General features: G+C 59.4%; 11 protein-coding genes. 5 read left to right on the forward strand and 6 right to left on the reverse strand.

Annotation, left to right across the window (positions count from 1 at the left end):
- Window positions 1-893, reverse strand: an 893-nt coding sequence (istA, locus tag AC0L3J_RS36015; protein WP_473350260.1) for an IS21 family transposase, incomplete at its 3' end; no start/stop codon positions are given.
- A 558-nt stretch (window positions 894-1,451) separates the two neighbouring features.
- A complete protein-coding gene (locus AC0L3J_RS36020) occupies window positions 1,452-1,871 on the reverse strand; it encodes a DUF7694 domain-containing protein (protein WP_473350249.1) in 420 nt (139 codons plus the stop codon).
- A gap of 1,563 nt (window positions 1,872-3,434) precedes the next feature.
- Between AC0L3J_RS36020 and AC0L3J_RS36025 the strand changes: the two genes are divergently transcribed.
- From AC0L3J_RS36025 to tcuC, 5 genes are all read left to right on the forward strand, one after another.
- Window positions 3,435-5,321 carry a hypothetical protein gene (locus tag AC0L3J_RS36025; protein ID WP_473350250.1) on the forward strand — a complete coding sequence of 629 codons (1,887 nt, stop codon included), beginning with the start codon at window positions 3,435-3,437 and terminating at the stop codon, window positions 5,319-5,321.
- 3,146 nt (window positions 5,322-8,467) lie between these two features.
- Window positions 8,468-9,553 carry a GDP-mannose 4,6-dehydratase gene (gene gmd / locus AC0L3J_RS36030; protein WP_473350251.1) on the forward strand — a complete coding sequence of 362 codons (1,086 nt, stop codon included), beginning with the start codon at window positions 8,468-8,470 and terminating at the stop codon, window positions 9,551-9,553.
- Window positions 9,534-10,517, forward strand: a complete 984-nt coding sequence (fcl, locus tag AC0L3J_RS36035) for a GDP-L-fucose synthase (protein WP_473350252.1) — start codon at window positions 9,534-9,536, stop codon at window positions 10,515-10,517. Before gmd ends, fcl begins: the two co-directional genes overlap by 20 nt.
- 209 nt (window positions 10,518-10,726) lie before the next feature.
- Window positions 10,727-12,553 (forward strand): glutamine--fructose-6-phosphate transaminase (isomerizing), encoded by a 1,827-nt coding sequence (glmS, locus tag AC0L3J_RS36040; protein WP_473350253.1) that lies wholly within the window; start codon window positions 10,727-10,729, stop codon window positions 12,551-12,553.
- Between the two features lie 743 nt (window positions 12,554-13,296).
- Entirely contained in the window at window positions 13,297-14,613 is a 1,317-nt protein-coding gene (gene tcuC / locus AC0L3J_RS36045) for a tricarballylate/proton symporter TcuC (protein WP_473350254.1), read from the forward strand.
- Window positions 14,614-15,219: 606 nt separating this feature from the next.
- On the opposite strand, the gene AC0L3J_RS36050 is transcribed toward tcuC, so the two are convergent.
- From AC0L3J_RS36050 to AC0L3J_RS36065, 4 genes are all read right to left on the reverse strand, one after another.
- Window positions 15,220-16,077 (reverse strand): electron transfer flavoprotein subunit beta/FixA family protein, encoded by an 858-nt coding sequence (locus AC0L3J_RS36050; protein WP_007605808.1) that lies wholly within the window; start codon window positions 16,075-16,077, stop codon window positions 15,220-15,222.
- Window positions 16,078-16,490: 413 nt separating this feature from the next.
- Window positions 16,491-18,245 carry a nif-specific transcriptional activator NifA gene (gene nifA / locus AC0L3J_RS36055; RefSeq protein ID WP_473350255.1) on the reverse strand — a complete coding sequence of 585 codons (1,755 nt, stop codon included), beginning with the start codon at window positions 18,243-18,245 and terminating at the stop codon, window positions 16,491-16,493.
- Window positions 18,246-18,490: 245 nt separating this feature from the next.
- Complete coding sequence (locus AC0L3J_RS36060; RefSeq protein ID WP_473350256.1) at window positions 18,491-19,327, reverse strand: SDR family NAD(P)-dependent oxidoreductase; 837 nt, start codon at window positions 19,325-19,327, stop codon at window positions 18,491-18,493.
- 819 nt (window positions 19,328-20,146) lie between these two features.
- The gene (locus AC0L3J_RS36065) at window positions 20,147-21,166 is read right to left on the reverse strand and encodes a nodulation protein NodZ (protein ID WP_166517534.1); all 1,020 of its coding nucleotides are present in this window, start codon (window positions 21,164-21,166) and stop codon (window positions 20,147-20,149) included.
- Window positions 21,167-21,233 lie beyond the last annotated feature (67 nt).

Genomic DNA, 21,233 nt, shown 5'->3' on the forward strand with positions numbered 1-21,233 from the left:
GCACCGAGCTTGCGCATCAGGCGGGCGTTGAGTTCGTCGACCAGGATGCGGATCGCAACGTTCAACTCGGCGAGCGAGAAGAAGCGCCGGTTTCGCAGCCGCGCCAAAATCCATCGCTGGACGATAAGAACCGCCGCCTCCACCTTGGCTTTGTCGCGCGGCTTGCGGGACCGCGCCGGCATAATGGTGGTGCCGTAATGGGTGGCAAGATCCTGGTAAGTCCGGTTGACGCCTGGCTCGTAGCGGCTCACCACCGTCACCCCGGCCTTCACATTGTCGCAGACGAGCGCCTTCGGCACTCCGCCCAGGAAGGTGAGCGCATCCACATGGGCGCCGATCCAGTCGGGCAGCGCCTCGCTGAACCGGGCTTGGACGAATGTGTAGTTCGACGCTCCCATGACCGCGACGAAGATCTTGGCGGCGCGCACCTCCCCGGTAAGCCCGTCGAACACCGGCACGGTATCGCCGGCGAAGTCCACGAACAGCTTTTCGCCGGCCGCGTGGGTCTGCCGCATGGTCGCCGTGATGCCGTGGCGCCATTCGACGTAGAGGTCGCAGAACCGGCTGTAGCCGTAGCCGTCGGGATGATGGCCGCGGTATTCCTCCCACAGCAGCGCCAGCGTTACGCTGCGGCGGCGCAACTCGGCATGGACATGCCCCCAATCCGGAAGCGGCTTCGATCGCGGCGGGTTGTACCCGGCTGGCGCAAACAGCTTGCGCTCCAGTGCTGTGTCGTCGAGCTCCTCCGGTATCGGCCAGGTGATGCCGATCACCGCGGCGCGGCGGACATACTCCGCGATCGCCGTGCGACCGATCCCGACCGATCGGGAGATCACCCGATCGCTCACCCCACAGGCATACTTCAGGCGTAGAACTTCTCGAATCTTCCGCATCGGCAATCTCTCGGCGGGCATCGGACCTCCCATTGCGTGAACCGCAAAAGGAGGGACCTTGCCCCGTTCAGATTGCCGACAACGTCCCCCGTCTCACCCTATCAACAGGGTGGCCGCCTTCGTTCGGATTGGGTGCCCGCTTTCGATCGGAATCGCTGGCCGCCTTCCGTCGGAATCGGTGGCCGCTTTGCCTCGGATTCCGCATTCCGTCTATCTCGGCCGAATGATGCGGGGAAGCGGGTATTTTAAGTAGTTGCGCCCCGTAGGTCTTTTACTGATGCGAGGATTTGGCCGCCCGCAATGTGTACCGGATCGACCGATCCGCTCTAATTCGTCACCTGGCCGATTCCTCGCTGGCGTTGTTATGCGCGTCATATTGCGCACAATAGACGAGCCGATTCTGCGGCGTGCCTTGCCGCTTTGAGAAGCGCAGCGGCCTTTGGTGCGCAGAGTGGTGCCCGCGGGCCCTTGGCGGGCCTGTGGCCGCCTAGGCTCCAGCGCCACTGCGCTCTCGATTACGTGCCGCCGCTCGACTTGGCATCGATGCGGCCGGGTCCGTTAAGACATGGCACTCATCTGCGCAAACAGAATTGCCGCTTCAGACGGCCCCAGCCCGACGATGCCCACGAAGGCTGACGGAGGCATCGGAATGACCTGACGGGTCGGCCTCCAGAGATGCAGGCAATAGCGACTGTTGTTCACATACTGTGACTGAGGAGGATGCAGCTGCATCACGCATTCCTCCTGATGCCAAAACAGATCTTTGGCGAGACACATCTCCTCCCAATTTGGAGGTCGCCGAGGCGTCGACACAGAGACATGCTCCCATCCCGGACGAACGAAGCCGATGATCTTGAGCTGGCAGCCACAAGGCCCCTGCACGAAGAAGAGACCGGAAGGACCAGATCCGGGTGCGGTGGCGAACCGGCCATCGCGCACGCGTCCCGCTTCGAGCCTTTCTGCAATTTGCTTCCTCACACCTCCTCCCTCTTTTGACCGATAGGGTCGAATCCGGCACCACTCGTGTTGTCCGACTCATACATTGACCGGCCGCCGCGCCGGCATGGGCAATCCCAACTACTGCGGACCATCTGCACCAAACTTAGTTGGAAGACGAACATCGGCTTTGTCCGGATCGTCCAGCGGAGAGTTTCTCCTGCAGTTTATCTTTCGACATCTGAATCTTTCCTTGGATTTTCGCGTCATTCGTGCCTTCGTTGCGAACTTGCCTCATGCAGACAATCGGCACAGACATCTACGATGGTTGTCGCGGCAAGCCGGGCCTGCAGGAGCTGCTGCCGCCCCTTCGCCTAAACAAATCCGCAAGGTATGGCGTTGGTGCTTGATGCCAGAACCGACTGAAATGCCTTAGATCAACAATGGCGGCGGAGGCCATTTGGCGCGGCATGATCCGGCGAACCGGCTAGTTTGGCACCAAACAGACGTCATCGGCTTCAGCACATGATGCAAAGCGACGCCAATGTATCGCCAGCTCGTCAACGAGAGGCTTTGCTCTTGCGACGATCTGACGGTGGGCTTTCATCTCAGTCCTTTTCATGTCGAGCGGTTAGCCGGTTACCGCCTGAGACACCGTCAATGCGTCATCTATGTGGCCGGTCACAATGGATCCACGGCCAGGGAACGCGTGACGAAGCTTCGCAGTTCAGCCCTAGAGGGCCTCGAGCTCCAACACGGCGAGACTTCGGTGGCCGCAGTCACAGTTCGCTCCGGTAGCGATCAGAACTGCCCGTCAAGCTCGCTTCTTTGCCGCCCCTCCGCGAGGCGAGCGAGCTTGTCATATTCCTCAGCGACCTTGAGGAGCCTGCATCTAGATGTGTCGTCCTCGATCGACTCCGCTTTTAGTCGGGTCGCTTCCGCACGGCCTCGCCAATGTTTGGCGTCTGAGAATAGATTTTTCTGCTTCATGCAAAAGAGGATGCAATGTTTAGATCAAGAAAATGCGACACGGGCCCTACGTAAGATCCCGTAGGCTGGCTTTCACTAAAGCACCTCATTTGCCGTTAGCGCTGTCACTCGCTTTGTTAATGTCCGACATGCGACAAGCCGCTGGGCGAAACGTAAGCGCGGCGAGTAAGCTTCACTGCAATCCCTCGGTTGAGAAGGCCGATTGGAAGGGCCACGCGGCATGATGGACGAGATTTGGCTTCACCGGCCGTTCACGCAGAATTCTGCGCGAAATGCGCGGCTCTCGACATAAATGGCTTGAATCGGACGCAGCGTCAGATTGTAGGGTCTTCTTGCGGGCGAGCGTCCACGATCGCCTGCCGATGGCTTGGGAGCGACGGCTTGCAGACGGAACGCACTTGGCCTGTGCAGCAGACATTACGGGGTGAGGGCGCCAGCGCTACCTGTCCGAACTCGAGTCAGCTTGCGTGAGCAATGTCGCGATCCGATTTCAGTTCGAGATCCTGGCCAGGGAAGGGACGACAGATGACGCGCCCTGGACAAGCAGTCTCACTCGACCGGCTCCGCTTCGAGCAGCACGTTCGCGCGGAGCACTCAGAGCCACCAAATCGAACGATGGCCACACTCGATGAGCTTCTCGCAACGATCAGGCACGCTTGCCGTTGTCAGGACGTGCGCGCATTCTCAGGTTCACTATTCGACGATTCCAAGCAACTCACGAGATCAAATCGCGCACGCTTCCTGCGAAAGGCCGCGACTGCGTTCAGGATCGCATTTGTTCCACGATTTGAGGAAGACATCCGCCTCAAGCTAGCATCGAAATACGCCACAGTATGTGATGCGCTCAGCCGGCAGTCTGGCGGTCAGGCAGGTACCGATCTTTCCAAAGCTCTGGCGGCTCAGCTCTCCCGCCTTAGTGATGCACTGATGGAACAAGTCGACTTCACATCACTTTCGCTCTTTGCGTGTTCATTTGGCCGCCATCCTGCGTCTTCCGACTGCCGCGATGGCATGATCAGAATTGCTGAAGTTTGCCGCGACAAGAGCGAGCCGCTCCAGGACCTAACCGGCCAGCACCTATCATTGCTGATAAGCGGCTTTAGCAAGTGGCCGGATCAACCGGCGGTTCGTGAAGCCGCTCTCAGGATCGCGACTGAGATTTCTTGCCGTACGCGTTCGGATGATCGCCTCTCAGCGCTCACCCCGCGGCATCTATCATTGCTCGTGAACGGCGTCGGAAAATGGCTAGCAGAGGAACGCTTTCACACGGCAGTTGTGATCGTCGCAGATGAGCTTGTGCGCCGAAGCGATCGACTCTCCGATTTTACCCAGGAACAGCTGGCGAATCTGGTCAGCGTCTTTAGCAAGCGGCCGGAAGATTCGAGTTGTCGCAAGGCAGCGATCGCGATCAGCAACGAACTTCTCCGCCGCTCCGATCAGCTCTCCGATTTCAGTCAGCAGCGCCTGGCTAAGCTCGTAAACGGATTCAGCAGGTGGCCGGGCGAGCTCGCGCCTCGGCAAGCCACCGCCAAGATTGCAGGAGAACTCGTTCGTCGCGGGCTTTCCGTCGATCACCATGAGTTGGCGAGTCTGGTAAACGGCTTCAGCAAATGGACGGCGGAGGTTGCCTGTCTCGCGGCGAGCGTCGCGATCGCGGATCAAGTCATCCGTCACGCTCGCGGTGCCGAGCGCCTCTCTTATTTTCGTTACCAGGAACTCGGGGTGCTGGTAAACGGTTTCAGCAAATGGCGGCAGGACCCGAGCTGCCGCCAAGCCACAATTGAAATTGCCGGTGAAGTGCTCGCCCGCTGTGACCGCGCCGACGGCGTCTCCTGCATTACTGAACAGGCACTGGCGAACCTCGTAAATGGGTTCAGCAAGTGGCCACAACAGCTGTCTCTTCGCGCCGCGACGGCTGCGCTCGCCCGGGAGGTCGTTTACCGCGCCCGACGGGCCGGTCAGCTCTGTGATTTTACGCAGCAAGGACTGGCTATTCTGTTGAACGGCTTCAGCAAATGGCCAACGGAAGTTCCGCTGCGCGAAGCTAAGACTGCGATCGCGCACGAGGTCCTTTCTCGGGCCTGCCGTTCCGACCGGCTTTCTCATTTTACGCGTCGAGCACTGGCGATCCTCGCCAACGGCTTCAGCAAATGGCGACAAGAGGAGATCTCTCGCCATGCGACGGTAGCCATCGCGCAGGAGATTCTTCGCCGCACTTTCCAGGTTTGTGATTTTAGCGAGCAGGAGCTTGCCCAGCTCATGCGTGCGTTCAGTCACTGGCCGAAAGAGGTCACCTGTCGCGAAGTCGCCGTCGTAATCTCCCAGGAGGTCCTGCGCCGCCTCACCGGGACTGCGCGTTTCACCGAGCAAGAGCTCGCATACTTGGCGAATGGGTTAGCCAAGTGGCCCGAAGTGGCGATCTGTCATCGAGCCGCTGCGGCTATCGGCAATTGGACAGCGCTAGCTGACCGACGACGAACACCATGTCATGCGGCGTTTTGAAGCAAACGGAACACGGCTGCACACCGCTCGTAAGGCACGAAGGGCAACGCTGCTCCAAAGGACGATAACTCAATGCAGGATGACGCGAGCAAGCGGCGCGACCAACGGCACCACACTTTTAGGCGCGAGGTGATCGAGATAGGCGACGAGATGGGCTCGCAAGCTCGTTCAGCGGAGCGGATTTCTGGTCGTACTTTCAGCCATCAAAGGCAATGATCCACGCGTAGTGAGTAGCGAGGTTTTGACGGGCGGCACTATGTCGAATGGTGCATTGAACGGCCGCGGCAGATCTCTGCAGGTGCTCGGCGCTCTGCGTTCAACGGATTTTCCAGAAGAGCACGGAGGCGCGTCATCGCCGCCGCTCTCGGCAGAGATGCATCAAGTGTTCGCTCACGCCGCAGCCCTTTCGGGCGGATTGCTCCGGAGCCCGCGTACATCGTGTTTTTCAGGACGGCAACAGCGCCTCCAGAGTGCAGTGGCTTCTGCAGCTTTGGATGCCAAACAGTCGTTCAACAGACGACCACGTAGCGCGAGCTCAAACCACAAGGAACTCTCTAATTATGCTCTGCCAGAAATGTCACGGAGATAACTGGTGCGAGATCGCAATGCACGACCCCTGGGCCGGCCGACCAGTGATCACCTGCAACATTTGCGGCGAGTATGCCGAGTACGACAGCCTCCAGCGCAAAACGGCTCACGCGATCATGGCAGCTACCTTGGCCTGTAGCGTGAGCATAGAGGACCAGCGCGATACCCGGGTGGTTGCTGATAGGATCTTGGATGCACTGGAGAATGCCGGCTTAACAGTCGCTCGCGCCTCAAGATGAATGGGGAGGAGCGCCGATCGGCGCCTACGAGGCCCTGCTTGGCGATCCGAGAGCATGGGCTGCGCCGCTCGTTCCAACAGCCGTTTGATTGCCGTCAGACTTTCCGCCTTTTCCGTGGCCGCTCTGGAGTTGCACGCGCCCATAGCAACTGTTGGAGACCAGCCACGATTGTAGCAAACGCACCAATCCGGACTTGAACCGCGATGCTCTGAACGGGACCAGGGCTGAGCACCGCTTGGGCGCCGTCTTCCAACGCATGACGGCCCCCACATGGATCGAACCCGCAATCATCGCTGACCTGACGCGGCCTGCACCTGACGGCGCCTTTCGAGGTCCATCGTCCAAGTTGTCTGGAAGGGCAAAGTCACTGCTCAGTGCCTTGACGGGAATTGCACTCATTGACCGGAATAACCGCTGCCGATGGACCTCGTTTCCCATTCTGCCTAGCGACGCCAGCCTCTAGAATTCCCGGGAAGCAGCCCCATCCAGACAGCGTAGCGGAGAGCTCGGCCGGATAGACGAGGCGCCAATTCGCACAGATGCCACAGAGCATCCTCGCCATGGACGCTTGATTCGGCCGGCGAGCGCGCTCCTATTCCATGGACCTTACAAGAACTTCATTGACACGCGTGATCGCTCATTGCCACGACCAGCAGCCTCACTGCCGCGGCGTGGCTATGCCGGCACACTTGAGCAGACCCTGGCTGCGCAATTCCGCGGAGGACGAATAGCGAAGGCCAGCCGCTTTGGCGCAGCGCCTCCCGCCCTCCTCCCGTCGCGGCTGGCTCCTGGCGTGACATATTCCCGCGATAACCCCCGCAGGGGATTGAATCGTACGTAGCGTCAGATTGTAGAGTGCCCCTGCTAGTTGGCTCCAATCTTCAGTCGCCCTAGAATTCCTGTGGACAAAAGCGGAGCAAGCCGATCGCGTGTCATGAGAGGTGTTCTGCCAAAGCGGCTGAGGATCGCGCTGAGTGCGAAGGACGCTGTTCCTCTTCTGTCTACGCAAATCGCCAAGTCGCATGAGGTCACGATTGCCCAGATGTAAGAAGGACCAATCCAGCATTGGAGACTTCGAAATACGGTTGCGAGCGCGAAGTGCCAACGAGCCGCCGCGAGACTGATGCGCTATCCTGGAGCGGTGATGTGAGAAGACCCGATGGATCCAACACGGTGTTGCTCGTCGACCATTGTGAGGGCCAATGTCGGGCAATTGTTGGCTTCAAGAATGGCGATCCTGGAAGAGCGTATATGTGCGGGGAACCAATTGTGACGGGACTGCGCCAAAAGCCGTCATCATGGTGCGCTTATCACCATGTCCGAATGCACGTCATGCCATGGTCGGACGGACGCGCCCGTCCTTAAACGAAAAGCAGACTAGATGACAACGAGTAGTCCGGGACGAGCGCGCGGCATGGTAAGCGGCTGATTGCGGCAGCAAGAGAGCTGCCGCTAGCTCCGCGAGCTGGGCCTGCTCGAGATGCAGGCCTGACGATTGCCCCAGGGCCGAACGCCGATGCAGGCAACGAGCCCCTCAACACCCGACGAACGAGCATTGGAAACCTCATGTGATCGCCTTGGAACGGAAATGATGTGGAAGTTTAGACACGCGAGCGATCGAAGATTGATCTCGGCGGCGTTCAAACCCGATAAGGCAGCGATCCATTTCGATGGCGCGCCTCTAAGCTCACGCCCCTTTTGGCGCATTCGAGCAGGCGGCGCGTGCTTAAACAGCCCGAGTCGGCTCCCTCCACGATCAGCTCATCCCGCCTGTTTCTGCCGTGGGACTGCAATATGCGCGCCTTCACCTATGCTTATCCGACCACCAACACGATCGTCCCGAGATTGATCGATGATACGGACTGCGCGACAGAGAACAACTTTCAAGGCTTTGTTTGCCGGGCTTGCTCGCAGTTGCACTGGATGAACAGCAAGACTCGAAATTTCTAGGCAAGGACAAGAAATGAGGGACACTCCTTGGCTCGACGCGCGAGCTGAGCATGGAGAGACTGCAGAACGCTTCTCGGCCGAACGGCCTGCTTACCTTTTGACTGCGCCGCAATTCATTGAGCGCACTCAAGCAATAGAGAAGCGCCTGACGAAGGCCGAACGAAATCTGCCGGACTACAAACTTTCGTATAGTCCTTCAAAACTCTTTCGAGGTGGGAGGTTTACCTCCGTACAGTTGAGCAATCGACGCAATACCTGTAGAGGTCCACACTTCGGCAGTTCGAGAGCGTGACGCTTCCGCATTTCGAAGAGCCAGCCGCGATTGACGTCGTCGATCGGGGACGACACTAGCCTGCGCAGAGGAATCATTTGTTAAGCCAAGAGAGCAAACGGCGGGTCGCTCTAATCACCGGCGTGACCGGCCAGGACGGCGCCTATCTTTCCGAACATCTGCTGTCGCTCGGCTATGTCGTGCACGGCATCAAGCGGCGCTCGTCCTCGTTCAACACCGCGCGCGTTGATCATCTCTACCAGGATCCGCATGTCGGCGACGTGCCGTTCCTGATGCACTACGGCGATATGACGGATTCGAGCAATCTGATCCGCCTGGTGCAGCAGATCCGGCCGACCGAGATCTACAATCTCGCCGCCCAGAGCCACGTCGCCGTCAGCTTCGAGAGCCCGGAATACACCGCCAATGCCGACGGCATCGGCGTACTCCGCCTGCTGGAAGCGATCCGCATCCTCGGCATAGAGAAGGAGACGCGGTTCTACCAGGCGTCGACTTCGGAGCTCTACGGCCTCGTCCAGGAGATCCCGCAGAAGGAGACCACGCCGTTCTATCCGCGCTCGCCTTACGGCGTCGCAAAGCTCTACGGCTACTGGATCACGGTGAATTACCGCGAAGCCTATGGCATGTTCGCGAGCAACGGCATCCTGTTCAATCACGAGAGCCCGATCCGCGGCGAGACGTTTGTGACCCGCAAGATCACGCGCGCTGTCGCCCGTATCGAGGTCGGGCTGGAGCAGACGCTCTATCTCGGCAATCTCGAAGCCAAGCGCGACTGGGGCCATGCGCGCGACTACGTCGAGGGCATGCACAAGATCCTGCAAGCCGACAAGCCCGACGATTTCGTGCTCGCCACCGGCGAGATGCACTCGGTGCGCGAGATGGTCGAGCTATCGTTCGCCCAGCTCGGTCGCCGCATCGCATGGCTCGGGACAGGCGTCGAGGAGACCGGCGTGGACGAGATGAGCGGCAAGACGGTGGTGAAGATCGATCCGACCTATTTCCGACCCAGCGAGGTCGATCTCCTCGTCGGCGACGCCAGCAAGGCGCGCGAGGTGCTCGGCTGGACGCCGAAGCGGAGCTTTGCAGAGCTCGTCGCGGAGATGATGGCGAGCGATCTGGCGATAGCAAAACGGGACGCGATAAGTGGCAAACGCTCCGTTTGAGCTGACAGGCAAGAGTGTCTACGTCGCTGGCCATCGCGGCATGGTCGGCAGCGCGCTTGCGCGCCGGCTGGCGCGGGAGGACGTCAAGCTCGTCACCGTGGACCGGCGCGAGGTTGATTTGTGCAACCAGGCCGCGGTGTTCGACTGGTTCGCGAGGACGCGGCCGCAGGTGATCTTCCTCGCCGCGGCAAAGGTCGGCGGCATCGTCGCCAACAACACACTGCGTGCAGAATTCATCTACGAGAACATTGCGATCGCGGCGAACGTGATCCAGGCCGCGCACCAGAACGGCGCCGAGAAGCTAATGTTTCTGGGCTCGTCCTGCATCTATCCGAAACTGGCGCCGCAGCCGTTGCGAGAAGATGCGGTCCTGACGGGCCCGCTGGAACCAACCAACGAGCCCTATGCAATTGCAAAAATCGCCGGGATCAAGATGGTGGAGGCCTATCGCAGCCAGTATGGCAGCGACTTCATCAGCGTAATGCCGACCAATCTCTACGGCCCCGGCGACAATTATCATCCCGAACTGAGCCATGTCGTCGCGGCGCTGATCCGGCGCTTCCACAAGGCGAAGGTCGCGGGTGCCAAGAGCGTTGCCGTGTGGGGCACCGGCACGCCACGGCGCGAATTCCTCTATGTCGACGACATGGCAGACGCCTGCGTGTACCTGATGAAGACCTATTCGGGAGCAGAGCTGATCAACATCGGCACCGGCGAGGACGTCACCATCGCCGAGTTCGCGCGCGTCGTCGCAGAGATCGTCGGCTACAGCGGCGAGATCGCCTTCGACACCTCGCGCCCCGACGGCACGCCGCGCAAGCTGCTCGACGTCAGCCGCCTCGCAAAGCTCGGCTGGCGCGCGAGGACATGGCTTACAGATGGAATGCGGCAGACCTATCAGGACTTCTTAGCGGTATCGGCCAAATCGGACAAAGGAGAGAATCATGCAGCTGTTAATTGCTGACGGCGCTCATTGTCCGATTCCCAGAAAGTTGCTTCGGATCGTCTGGCGACTTCGATTGGGTTTCCGGTGTTGCTTTGAGCTCGCGCACGCCGAGTGACGCGTGCGCGATGGAAGGCCGGCACGACTACACCGGTCGATAAATAGCGAGCGAATTGGTCAGGCGCGTCTTGCGAGACGCTCTGTTTTGAAATTGAGGTAAACTGGTTAGCATGTGCGGAATTGTAGGCATCTTGGGGCGCGGTCCGGTCGCGGATCGCCTCATCGATTCACTTAAACGACTGGAATATCGCGGCTACGACTCAGCTGGCATCGGAACGCTCAAAGGAAATCATATCGAGCTTCGACGCGCCGAGGGAAAGCTGAAAAACCTTGAGACACGTGTTCGCTGCCATCCGCTTTCAGGCCATGTCGGGATTGGGCACACGCGCTGGGCTACTCATGGCAAGCCAACCGAACACAACGCTCATCCGCATGCAACGGACAATGTTGCAGTCGTCCATAACGGCATAATCGAGAATTTCCGGGAGCTGCGCGCGGAGCTGAAACAGCATGGCGCCTGTTTCGCCTCTGAAACAGACACGGAGGTGGTGGCACATCTCATCGACTCTTATCTGAAGAATGGCTGCTCGCCGCAGGAGGCAGTAAAATCGTCGCTGCCGCGGCTAGTGGGCGCGTTTGCGCTTGCAATCCTGTTCAAGGGCCAACACGACCTCATGATCGGTGCGCGCAAGGGCTCACCACTGGCGATCGGGCATGGCGAAGGCGAGATGTATCTCGGATCGGATGCTATCGCGCTCGCGCCCCTTACCGACTTGATCACCTACCTTGAGGATGGCGATTGGGCTGTGCTCAACCGCAACTTCAGCGTGGTCTACGACGCACAAGGCACAGTCGTCCGCCGGGATCTGGTGAACTCTGGCGCGTCGTCGGCTCTCGTCGAGAAAGCGAACTACCGCCACTTCATGGCGAAGGAAATCCACGAACAGCCGGAGGTGATCGGGCATACGCTTGCGCATTACGTCGATATTGCCAGCGAGAGCGTGGCACTGCCGCAGGAGCTTCCGTTCGACTTCAATGAGATCGGACATATCTCGGTCACGGCTTGCGGTACGGCCGGCTACGCCGGCCACATCGCCAAATACTGGTTCGAGCGGCTGGCTCGTATTCCGGTCGAGCTCGATGTCGCCTCCGAATTTCGGTATCGTGAGGCACCGATGCGCCAAGGAGATCTTGCGATCTTCATCTCGCAGTCCGGCGAGACCGCCGATACCCTGGCCGCGCTCCGCTACGCCAAATCGCAAGGTCTGCATACCCTCTCGATCGTGAACGTACTGAGTTCGACCATTGCGCGCGAAAGCGGGACAGTGTTGCCGACATTCGCGGGGCCCGAAATCGGCGTTGCCTCGACCAAGGCGTTCACATGCCAGCTCGTCGTCCTGGCGGCGCTTGCGGTCGCCGCGGGCAATGCGCGCGGTGAATTGTCGGAGGGCGACAGCATCGATCTGGTACGCGAGCTGATCGAAATTCCTCGGCTCGTTTCAGCGGCGCTGGCCAACGAGCCGCAGATCGAGAAGCTCGCACGCGACATCACCAAATCGCGTGACGTGCTATATCTTGGTCGCGGCACCTCGTTTCCACTGGCCATGGAAGGGGCACTGAAGCTGAAGGAGATATCCTATATTCACGCCGAGGGCTATGCGGCCGGGGAGCTCAAGCACGGCCCGATCGCCTTGGTCGACGAGAGTGTTCCCGTAATCGTCATCGCTCCTTCCGACCGGGTGTTCGAAAAGACCATCTCGAACATGCAGGAGGTCGCTGCACGCGGTGGCAAGATTATCTTGATAACCGACGCTAGGGGAGCCGCAGACGTGTCCATGGATTCACTCGCGACCATTGTGCTGCCGGAGATGGGTGCGACATTCACCTCGATTGTCTATGCGATTCCGGTGCAGCTCCTGGCCTACCACACGGCCCTCCTCATAGGCACGGACGTCGACCAACCCCGAAATCTCGCGAAATCGGTAACCGTCGAATAAGGCAAAGTGATGCGACCTCAGTTGTCGTGGTCAGATTCCGAATGCGCGAGCCGCGGTCAGATCGTATCACGATGTGCCGCCCAGCTCCAGGCCCCGATGCCACCGCGAGGCTTGTGCCTGTTCTTGGCCCTGTTTACGGAGACGCCGGGTTTGGACCACATACGAACCGGAGCGCCCCTCGAAGTACGAGGCGCGCCTCGCTCGAAGGACGTGGCTGTTTCCAAGCATGGCCGTCGGCGCCGCGCTTGATCGCCAGCGCGCTCACAAAATCCTTTCCGGCGAACCACCGGTTAACTTTGAGCATATCGACATCGCTGGAGATCGGGTGAGATAATAGCGCGGTTCGGCCCCAATCGCAGGCTCGCGAGCTGTTCTAGCACGAAATCTCACGGAGCTCCTCGCTGCGGCTCGTATGCCACCGATCTCGTCCTTCCCCTTTCACTGCATATCGGTACGCTTGATGAGAACTTCGGCCACCCCACAGACAACAGCCTTGTCGCCAACCTTGGCGCCGAGAATTGCCCCAGGGTTCAGTAGCTTGAGAGCCACTCCTGCTGCACGAGCGGAATGACGAGCGAAAATTGTGAGGGTTGCGGCAATTGCCGAAAATATGCCGGAAACGTCAGGCGCTTACGGCTTGGTCGATAGTGCCCTGATGGCCGATTCGCGGCCATGAAACTGCACGCGGCTGCGGTGAGATTTTCTCCGGAAGCGGCCATTTCAAAATCGAGAGGAAACTCGCCATGTCACCAGCGCCCATTGCGCACGCCTCAAATGCCAAATCGCGCATTGGCGCCATCTTACGTGCCACGAGCGGCAACTTCCTCGAGCAGTTCGATTTCTTCTTGTTCGGGTTCTACGCCAGTGCGATCGGAAACGCGTTCTTTCCATCAGGAAGCGAAACCGCTTCACTGCTTAACACCTTCGGTGTGTTCTGGCTGGGTGCCTTGATGCGACCTGTTGGTGCGATCGTGCTTGGAGCCTATATTGACCAGATTGGCCGTCGGCAAGGCCTGATCATCACGCTTTCGATCATGGCCATTGGCACCATCATCATCGCCTTTTGTCCGGGCTACGCGACGATCGGCATTGCCGCACCTGCGATCGTGCTGTTCGGACGGCTGTTGCAGGGCTTTTCTGCCGGCGTTGAGGTTGGTGGTGTTTCCGTTTACCTCTCCGAGATTGCCACTCCGGGCAACCGCGGCTTTTACACATCTTTCCAGTCCTCGAGCCAGCAGGTTGCGATCTTTGTCGCGGCTCTTATAGGATATTTTTTGAGCGAAGCACTTCCGGCCGAAATGGTTGCCGCTTGGGGCTGGCGGATCCCGTTCTTCCTTGGCTGCTTGATCGTACCGCTTATCTTCTTCCTGCGCCGGACGCTGGAGGAAACTCCGGAGTTTCTGGTCATGAAGAACCACCCAACGGCCCGCGAGGTCTTTGCCTCCACACTTGCGAACTGGCGCATCGTCATTCTCGGCATGATGATCGCGATGCTGACGACCACGACATTCTATTTCGTGACGGTGTACACGCCTACGTTCGGCAGGCACGTATTGCAGTTGTCCACGCAGAACACGCTCTTGGTGACGCTTTTGGTCGCGGTGACGAACTTCATGTGGAACCCAATTGGCGGCGCGATTTCCGACAGAATCGGCCGGAAACCGGTCCTGCTGACCATTGCCGGCCTAGCCTTGGTGACTGCATATCCAGCGTTGTCTTGGCTTGTAACGGACCCAAGCTTTGGCAAGATGCTGATCGTGGAGATGATGTTCTCGTTTTACTTTGGCACCTATAGCGGCGCCATGTTGGGCGCTCTGGTCGAAATCGTGCCGAAGCACATTCGCACAACTTGCTTTTCTTTGGCGTTCGCACTCGCCGCGGCTCTCTTTGGCACCTTTACGCCGCTTGCATCGACTTGGCTGATCGACCGGACAGATGACAAGGCGTCGCCCGGTTTCTGGTTGATGTTTGCGGCTTTGCTCGGCATTATCGCCGCGCTCACGATTTATCCAGGAAACACCAAGAGAGTTGCGAAAGCCGTTGCGACCCCAGCGGCCTAACTTGGCGGTAAGCGCGCAATTTACCACGCGTTAGCACGCGCGCCCGCCGAAGGCTGAACTGAAGTTGGTGCGCGACTATCCCTGCGGTGATTTTCACGATGCTGCGCGGCCGTTCTGCCGATCACGGTTCTTCCTATGTGATCTGGGGCAGTATAGGGACGAGCTGGCGGTGATGTTGACCGGGAAAGGCTGAGCTTATCAGCCAACCTCGATTCCGCCCGGTGGTCGGACGGTGCGCTGCCCGCACTTGCAGTCGCGTGAAACACGGCGGATTTCCCGCGAGGACCGGCATCCCTCGCGCGAGCTCCACGCTCTGATATTCTGTGCGGCCGCCGCAAAAGTCGAAGGCGCACATCGTCGGGCTGCGTGAATTCCCCAGCGGACTGGTCGTCTCGCAGGTAGCGACAAACGTTAGCGTAGCGGGCCGTCTTGTATCCTGGTCCGATACCGACCTCTCGGCGCTCGGATACGCAGGTTGAAGGCTCACCTTCTTGTCGCATCTGGCGGGGAGTGGTCGAGAAGTTTGGTCGTGCCTGTACAACGAGCGATGGGCCAATGCGTAACCAGACCCAGGCTGTTGCTCGCTGCGCTCGATCAGCCGTGACTTCACGCACCGCGAGCTTGCGCAGATGAGGCGAGCTGTGCGAGCTCCGTTTCGAGCATAGGGTTGCGCTTGAACATAGCGTCGATCAATGCTTGGGCCGGCTGCTCGGCCGCCTCCACCCACGTCGCCTTCTCCGCTCGCGCGGAGGGCGCGAACACACGCTTGACCACGGTCGGCGATCCCCTCAGACCGCAATTGGCCATGTCATCCACGCCAGCACTTTGGGCGCTCCATTTTACGATTGTGGTGCGGGCGGCACGCAACGCATCTATCATTGCGCCGCGGCGAATTTGATTTGTTGCCTCTAACATGCTGACGAGACACGGCAGCTTGGAACCCAACACCTGGACGCCCCCTTCGCAGCGCCGTTCGGCCTCGATGGTCCGTAGCTTGAGGTCCAACGCTTTGATCGTGGAAACATAAGTGAGCTGCTGGACCCCGAGCCGCCTTGCAATGCCAGGTCCCACCTGCGCCGTATCGCCGTCGATCGTCTGCTTGCCGGTGAATATGACGTCCGGTGGGCCATATTCCTTGCCGATGTTGCGAATCGCGCTCGCCAACGCGTAACTCGTCGCCAGCGTATCCGAGCCCGCGAAGCTACGATCGGTGAGCAGGACAGCGCGATCGGCACCAAATGTCAGTGCCTTTCGGAGAGATTCTTCGGCCGACGGCGGTCCCATTGTCAGGACGGTGACTTCGCCGCCGAATTGATCTCTTAGCTCGAGCGCAGCTTCCAATGCGAAGAGATCATAGGGGTTGATGATTGTCGGCACGCCCTGGCGCATGATCGTATTCGTAACAGGGTGCACGCGGATTTGCGCGGAGTCGGGGACCTGTTTGATGCAGACAATGCTGTGCATGTACTTCTCCTAAGATGCCGAGCCGACTCCCGACGCAGCAAATGTCATACCATCCAAGGCATTTCGCCAACGAGGAATGAATGCAGGCTGACGACGAGCCGGTTGTCGCAACTGCGATGGTTTACGCACCGGCGTGATCTCAAGCTGATCGGAGTCAGGGGCGGCAACGGAGCCGCAGCGATCACGCGCCGCTTCGACGCCAAAGCCATTTTCAGGGCGCGTAGGTTGCAAACAGACGATGACAAGACTGGCCGAAGCGAAGACGCCCTACGCGTCGCCGGCGAGTAAATCCCAACCCAAGGCACAACGCTAGCATCCCGATCATGCATCCGAGCTGGCGACCGCCCTCTTTTCCACGCTCTCCTATGCCAGTCGGCCGAGCGAGAGAGAGAGGAGCGAGCTCGACGCTTGGCTCAGAAGCGTTTGATCTCGATGCCGTGTCTTCGCAAGGCGTAGCCAATCTGGCGTGGGGTCAGTCCAAGCAGGCGCGCCGCCTTCGCCTGTACCCACCCGGATCTTTCCATGGCTGCGATGACGCGCTCGCGATCGGTGACTTTCGCGGCACCTACCACGGGGCGCCCAGGCGGCCCTAGCGGCGTCAGCTCGCTGCTCACCGGCCGAACGGGTGTCGCGGCTTCCGTTGCCGGCATGCTCAGCCTCGCGGGCGGTGCGATTGTCGGGCTCGGCTGTCGCGCCACTTCCGCCGGTCCACCCTTCCATAGCAAGGCCGACAGGCATTGCCCATGGCAGCACGCAAAATCATCTCTTACGATCGACGATCCTCGCGCGAGCGTCGCGGTCCGCTGCACGCAGTTTTCGAGCTCACGGACGTTGCCGGGAAATCCGCAATTCATGAGGACCTCAATCGCACTTGAATCGAATACCAGAGTGCGGCCGTTCTCATTGTTAAAGTTCTTCAAAAAACGAGCGGCGAGAAGCGGAATATCAGTGCGTCTTTCCCGCAGCGGCGGCAATAGCAGAGGAACAACGCTGATGCGGTAATAGAGATCGGCACGAAACTCGTTCCTTGCCACCGCCTCTTCAAGATTCTTGTTCGTGGCCGCAATCACGCGGACGTCGACTTTGATCGTCTGATTGCCGCCCACCCGCTCGAATTCCTGCTCCTGAAGCACGCGCAGGAGCTTCGCCTGGAACGAGCCCGAGATCTCTCCAATCTCATCCAGAAACAACGTTCCCTTGTCGGCGATCTCGAAGCGCCCCTTGCGCGCGTTGAATGCGCCCGTAAACGCCCCCTTCTCGTGTCCGAACAATTCGGATTCCAGCACCGTCTCTGTGAGGGCTGCGCAATTCAGCTTGATAAAGGGGCGTTTGGCGCGCGCTGAACGCTCGTGAATAGCCTTCGCGACCAGCTCTTTGCCGGTACCCGATTCGCCACGCAACAAAACCGTGCTATTTGATTTTGAGATCACCTCGATCTTGTCAAGTAGCGCGCGCAGCGCCGGGCTGTCGCCGATCATTCCCTCGACTTGGACCTTCTTACGGTCCCGCCCATGAGGCTTGAGCTCGGAAAGTTGCTTCTGCAGCCGGAACTCCTCGTCCATAAGACGTCCGCGATCGCGCACAAACGAGCAATGCAGCTTCGTCGTCTGGCCCAGCAGGCTGGCGACCATCGTCAGAAGACCGAGGTCGTCCTCGAGCTGCGCACGCGTTCCATTGTCCGCGATGCGGTCGATGCTCAGCGTACCCACAACTTTGCCGTCAACATCTATGGGAACGCCGATGAACGCAACACGCGTATGACCGCCGGCATTTAGCATATCGATCTCCGAAGAACTGAAGGCCGAATGCAGCGCTACATTCTCCACGACGAGCGGCTGCCCCGACGCGACGATTTGATCGATTGCTCCTTGCGGCAAGCGCACCCGGCAGCGCGCATCGCGGTCTTCGCTCCTGCCGTCCTCTACGATGATCTCCGGCCCGCCGTCATGCTCGAACAGACATACGATGCCGCGCCGCATCCGCACGAGCGATGCCAGGCGCTCGATGACGCTCGCCAGCTTAGCCTCGAGCCGACATAGGCCAGTGAGCGTGTGCGCTATTTCAACAATCGTGCTTAGCGATTTCTCTTGGGACCGCACAATACAAGCGGAAGCGTCCGCGTCGGAGGTTGAGTTTGGCTTTTCGCGCAGGGAAATGCTGTCTAGCATGACGACTTCTCCGTTCCTTTCTCGATCCTCCCCATCGGACTTGTTGGATTCGTGTTGCATGCCCGATCTGACATCCAGTTCTCAGGGCGGGACGAGAGATTACCCCTCTTCATGGCACGTCGGCAGCACTTAGAGTAACTCGCTTTGCCGCCTTCTTTCCAACTCGCTGCGCGGATTCACCCCGGCCAACATGACTTCCATCGATGAAGCTCAGAACAGCCGGGGCTCTTTAGGGGCTGATTGAATTATAAGTGTTGCCCGCCATTGATCGGCACTTCGGCGCCGGTGACATAACTTGCCGCATCTGAACATAGGAAGAAAATGACCTTGGCGACCTCTTCGGGTGTACCCGCTCGGCGGAGTGGGATCTTTGGCACAAGATGCGCTTCCGTGTCAGGCGACAAAATGTCCGTCTTGATTTCGCCGGGCGCGATCGCATTGACGCGAATGCCATGCGCGGCGTAATCGTGCGCCATTTCGCGCGTGAGACAAGCGAGCGCAGCTTTCGAAGTCGCATATGCCGAGCCCGCAAATGGATGCACCCGCGAGCCGGCGATCGAGGTCACGTTGACGATCGAGCCTGACGCCCTTTTTAATTCGTCGAACAGGCCTTGAGCGAGTAGGATCGGTGCCACCAGATTGAGGTGGAACACGCTCATCCAGGTGTCGACTGAGGTCGCCAGCGATGTCAGCCTGGTACCGTTTGCCGCTTTTGGTGAGTTTCCGGCATTGTTTACCAGTCCGTGCAACGGTGCGCCAGCAAGGCGCTCCTTGATCTCGGCAATCACGCGCGGCAGCATCCGATCATCGCCCAGGTCGACTTCGATATAGCTGTCGCCCTCTGAGTCTGATGGGCGACGCGCCGCGTCCAATGGTTGGCGCGCGCAAGAAATGATGCGCCAACCGGCTTTCAAAAACAATTTTCCGGTGGCGCGACCGATACTGCGCGATGCCCCGGTCAGTACCAGCGTCTTTCGCTCACGCAGCGGACGGCCCGCTCGATCGGCGTGAATTGGACCGCTAGGGTCCGTTTCCGACGATTGAGGTACGACCGCTTTGTCATCTGGTAGATCTAGATTCACACGCGGCTCCCTTCCGCTCCCATCGGCTGTGCACCTGGTGCAGGATCCGGGCCAAAGCGACGCAGGGCATAAGGGGCGCACTTTTGCGACAAATGGCAGGTTCTGAACATCTGGCCTGTTTGCTTTTCGACAACAGCAACGCCGCGTCAAGCCCCCGGGGCGCGTTGACTGGGTCGCACTCCAGGGGTGGTCTGTGGCTCATTCGAATTGGCGGAGCTAGTTTAGCTGCCTTGTGCGGAGATCAGGATCGATGGCCAGTTCGTTCAATTTCCTCGGTTGGACGCGCCGCCGCAGATGCGGCTCTGGTTCGACATCGATGGGCTGGGGCTCGTGCCGTTGATCAGCTGCGGTCGAAAGTATTTCGCAACCAGCGCATGAACAAGGCCGTCGTCCAGAAGACGAGCTGACCGCGAAGGATTAACGCAGAAACGGCGATACGTCTACCTGACGCGCGTCCTTGCTGCTGGGACATTCTGACGTGACCGTCTGCTACGTCAGATTCCTCGGCGCCCCGGGCCACCATTACCGTGCTCTTCACCGCGTGGCCACCGATGGCGGTTTCGGCCCGGCGATGCCGGGACCCTAACCTTTTCTCCGGCCAGTCGACTTACACGTCGCGGTCCGACGTATCCCGGGACAAGGCCGCCGAGCTCGCCGGCATTGGCCTACGCTTCGCCGGGCATTCGCTGTACCACTGCATCCCGGCAGGGCGTCGGTCAGCCCTCAGCTGCGGACGTTGCGAAACCCGATGCTGTGGAAGCCAGCAGTATCAGGCCGACGATCTAGGCGACGATTGCTCAGGTTCAGATTCGCGGCACCTCATGAAGCCGCGAAATGCTCGTATGGATTATCGACCAGGGTCAACTGCTCGGGATTGCTCAGATCGAATTCAATAATGCGTGGCACGAGCAGACGGGCATAGCGCGTAAAGGCGCTGGTGGGGGGAAAGCGGATCACGGTGGCGCATCGCGCAAGAAGATACATGTCGATGAGCGCGGAAGCTCCACCTTCAATTCCCATTTCCGCACTATGCAACGGCCCTGCCAGATCGGCCTGGAACCGTTTTGGTACGGCGAAGATATCGGGAAACAGACCCGATATGTGATCGAGCACCTGTGCGCTATCCGTGCACAGGAAGATCTTAACAGGCTTTGGATATGGCAAAGCCATGGCTTTACGGATTGCCATGCAGACCTGACGAAGAGCGAGCTCCGAATCGGCCCAGTACGGAGCATGCCCCATGATATCTTCGCCATTGCCGTGCCGAACATGAACGCCGATGATACTATGGCCGTTAAAGTGTTGCTCATACAAGTCCTCGATCCGCGCTCGAATCTCAGACCTGAGTTTGATGTTTCGGAAGATCAGTCGTTCGGCTTCCTCACCACAACGCCACATCAGGCAAGCGTCACAGACAATGGTGTTGGCCTCGTTATCGTCTCCTGCTTGGAACAGCTCAGTCAGTTCGTCACGTTCTCGGAAGATCTGCTCGTCCGGACGATTGATACAGTCGATCGATGGCCTATTCCACCACGGCGGGAAGAACGGGCCGGGAAACGAGAGCTGGTTGAGCCTGTCATCGCAAATCACCGGCACGCCAGCGATCTCCTCAACCGGCTCGAAGAACACCGGAAAGGCATTGCTGAACGGTTGGTCGACATAACAGGAACCGCGCCAGTCAATAACGAGCGTTCGCCCGGTCCGCTGCGCGTACGACCAGGCTGATGCCAACGACCAGAGGCAATCACCAAAGCCGGTGCGCCTCCGAGAAACAACAAAGCGTTCCTTCGTCACGTTATCAAACCCTTCTCGTTGCGCGAGTGTGGCGCACCAACTCATCCGCGATGCCGATCTACGCCGGGCGCTGGTCACCTGGACGCAAGTCACCCAACCCGCAAACTCATCC

It is taken from the genome of Bradyrhizobium sp. Kon37 (assembly GCF_055807535.1).

Coding starts and splice junctions, on each gene's coding strand:
- AC0L3J_RS36065 (WP_166517534.1), bottom strand. CDS start 21,166: ATGAGTTGGTGCGCCACACTCGCGCAACGAGAAGGGTTTGATAACGTG.
- AC0L3J_RS36050 (WP_007605808.1), bottom strand. CDS start 16,077: ATGCACAGCATTGTCTGCATCAAACAGGTCCCCGACTCCGCGCAAATC.
- AC0L3J_RS36025 (WP_473350250.1), top strand. CDS start 3,435: ATGGCCACACTCGATGAGCTTCTCGCAACGATCAGGCACGCTTGCCGT.
- glmS (WP_473350253.1), top strand. CDS start 10,727: ATGTGCGGAATTGTAGGCATCTTGGGGCGCGGTCCGGTCGCGGATCGC.
- tcuC (WP_473350254.1), top strand. CDS start 13,297: ATGTCACCAGCGCCCATTGCGCACGCCTCAAATGCCAAATCGCGCATT.
- nifA (WP_473350255.1), bottom strand. CDS start 18,245: ATGCTAGACAGCATTTCCCTGCGCGAAAAGCCAAACTCAACCTCCGAC.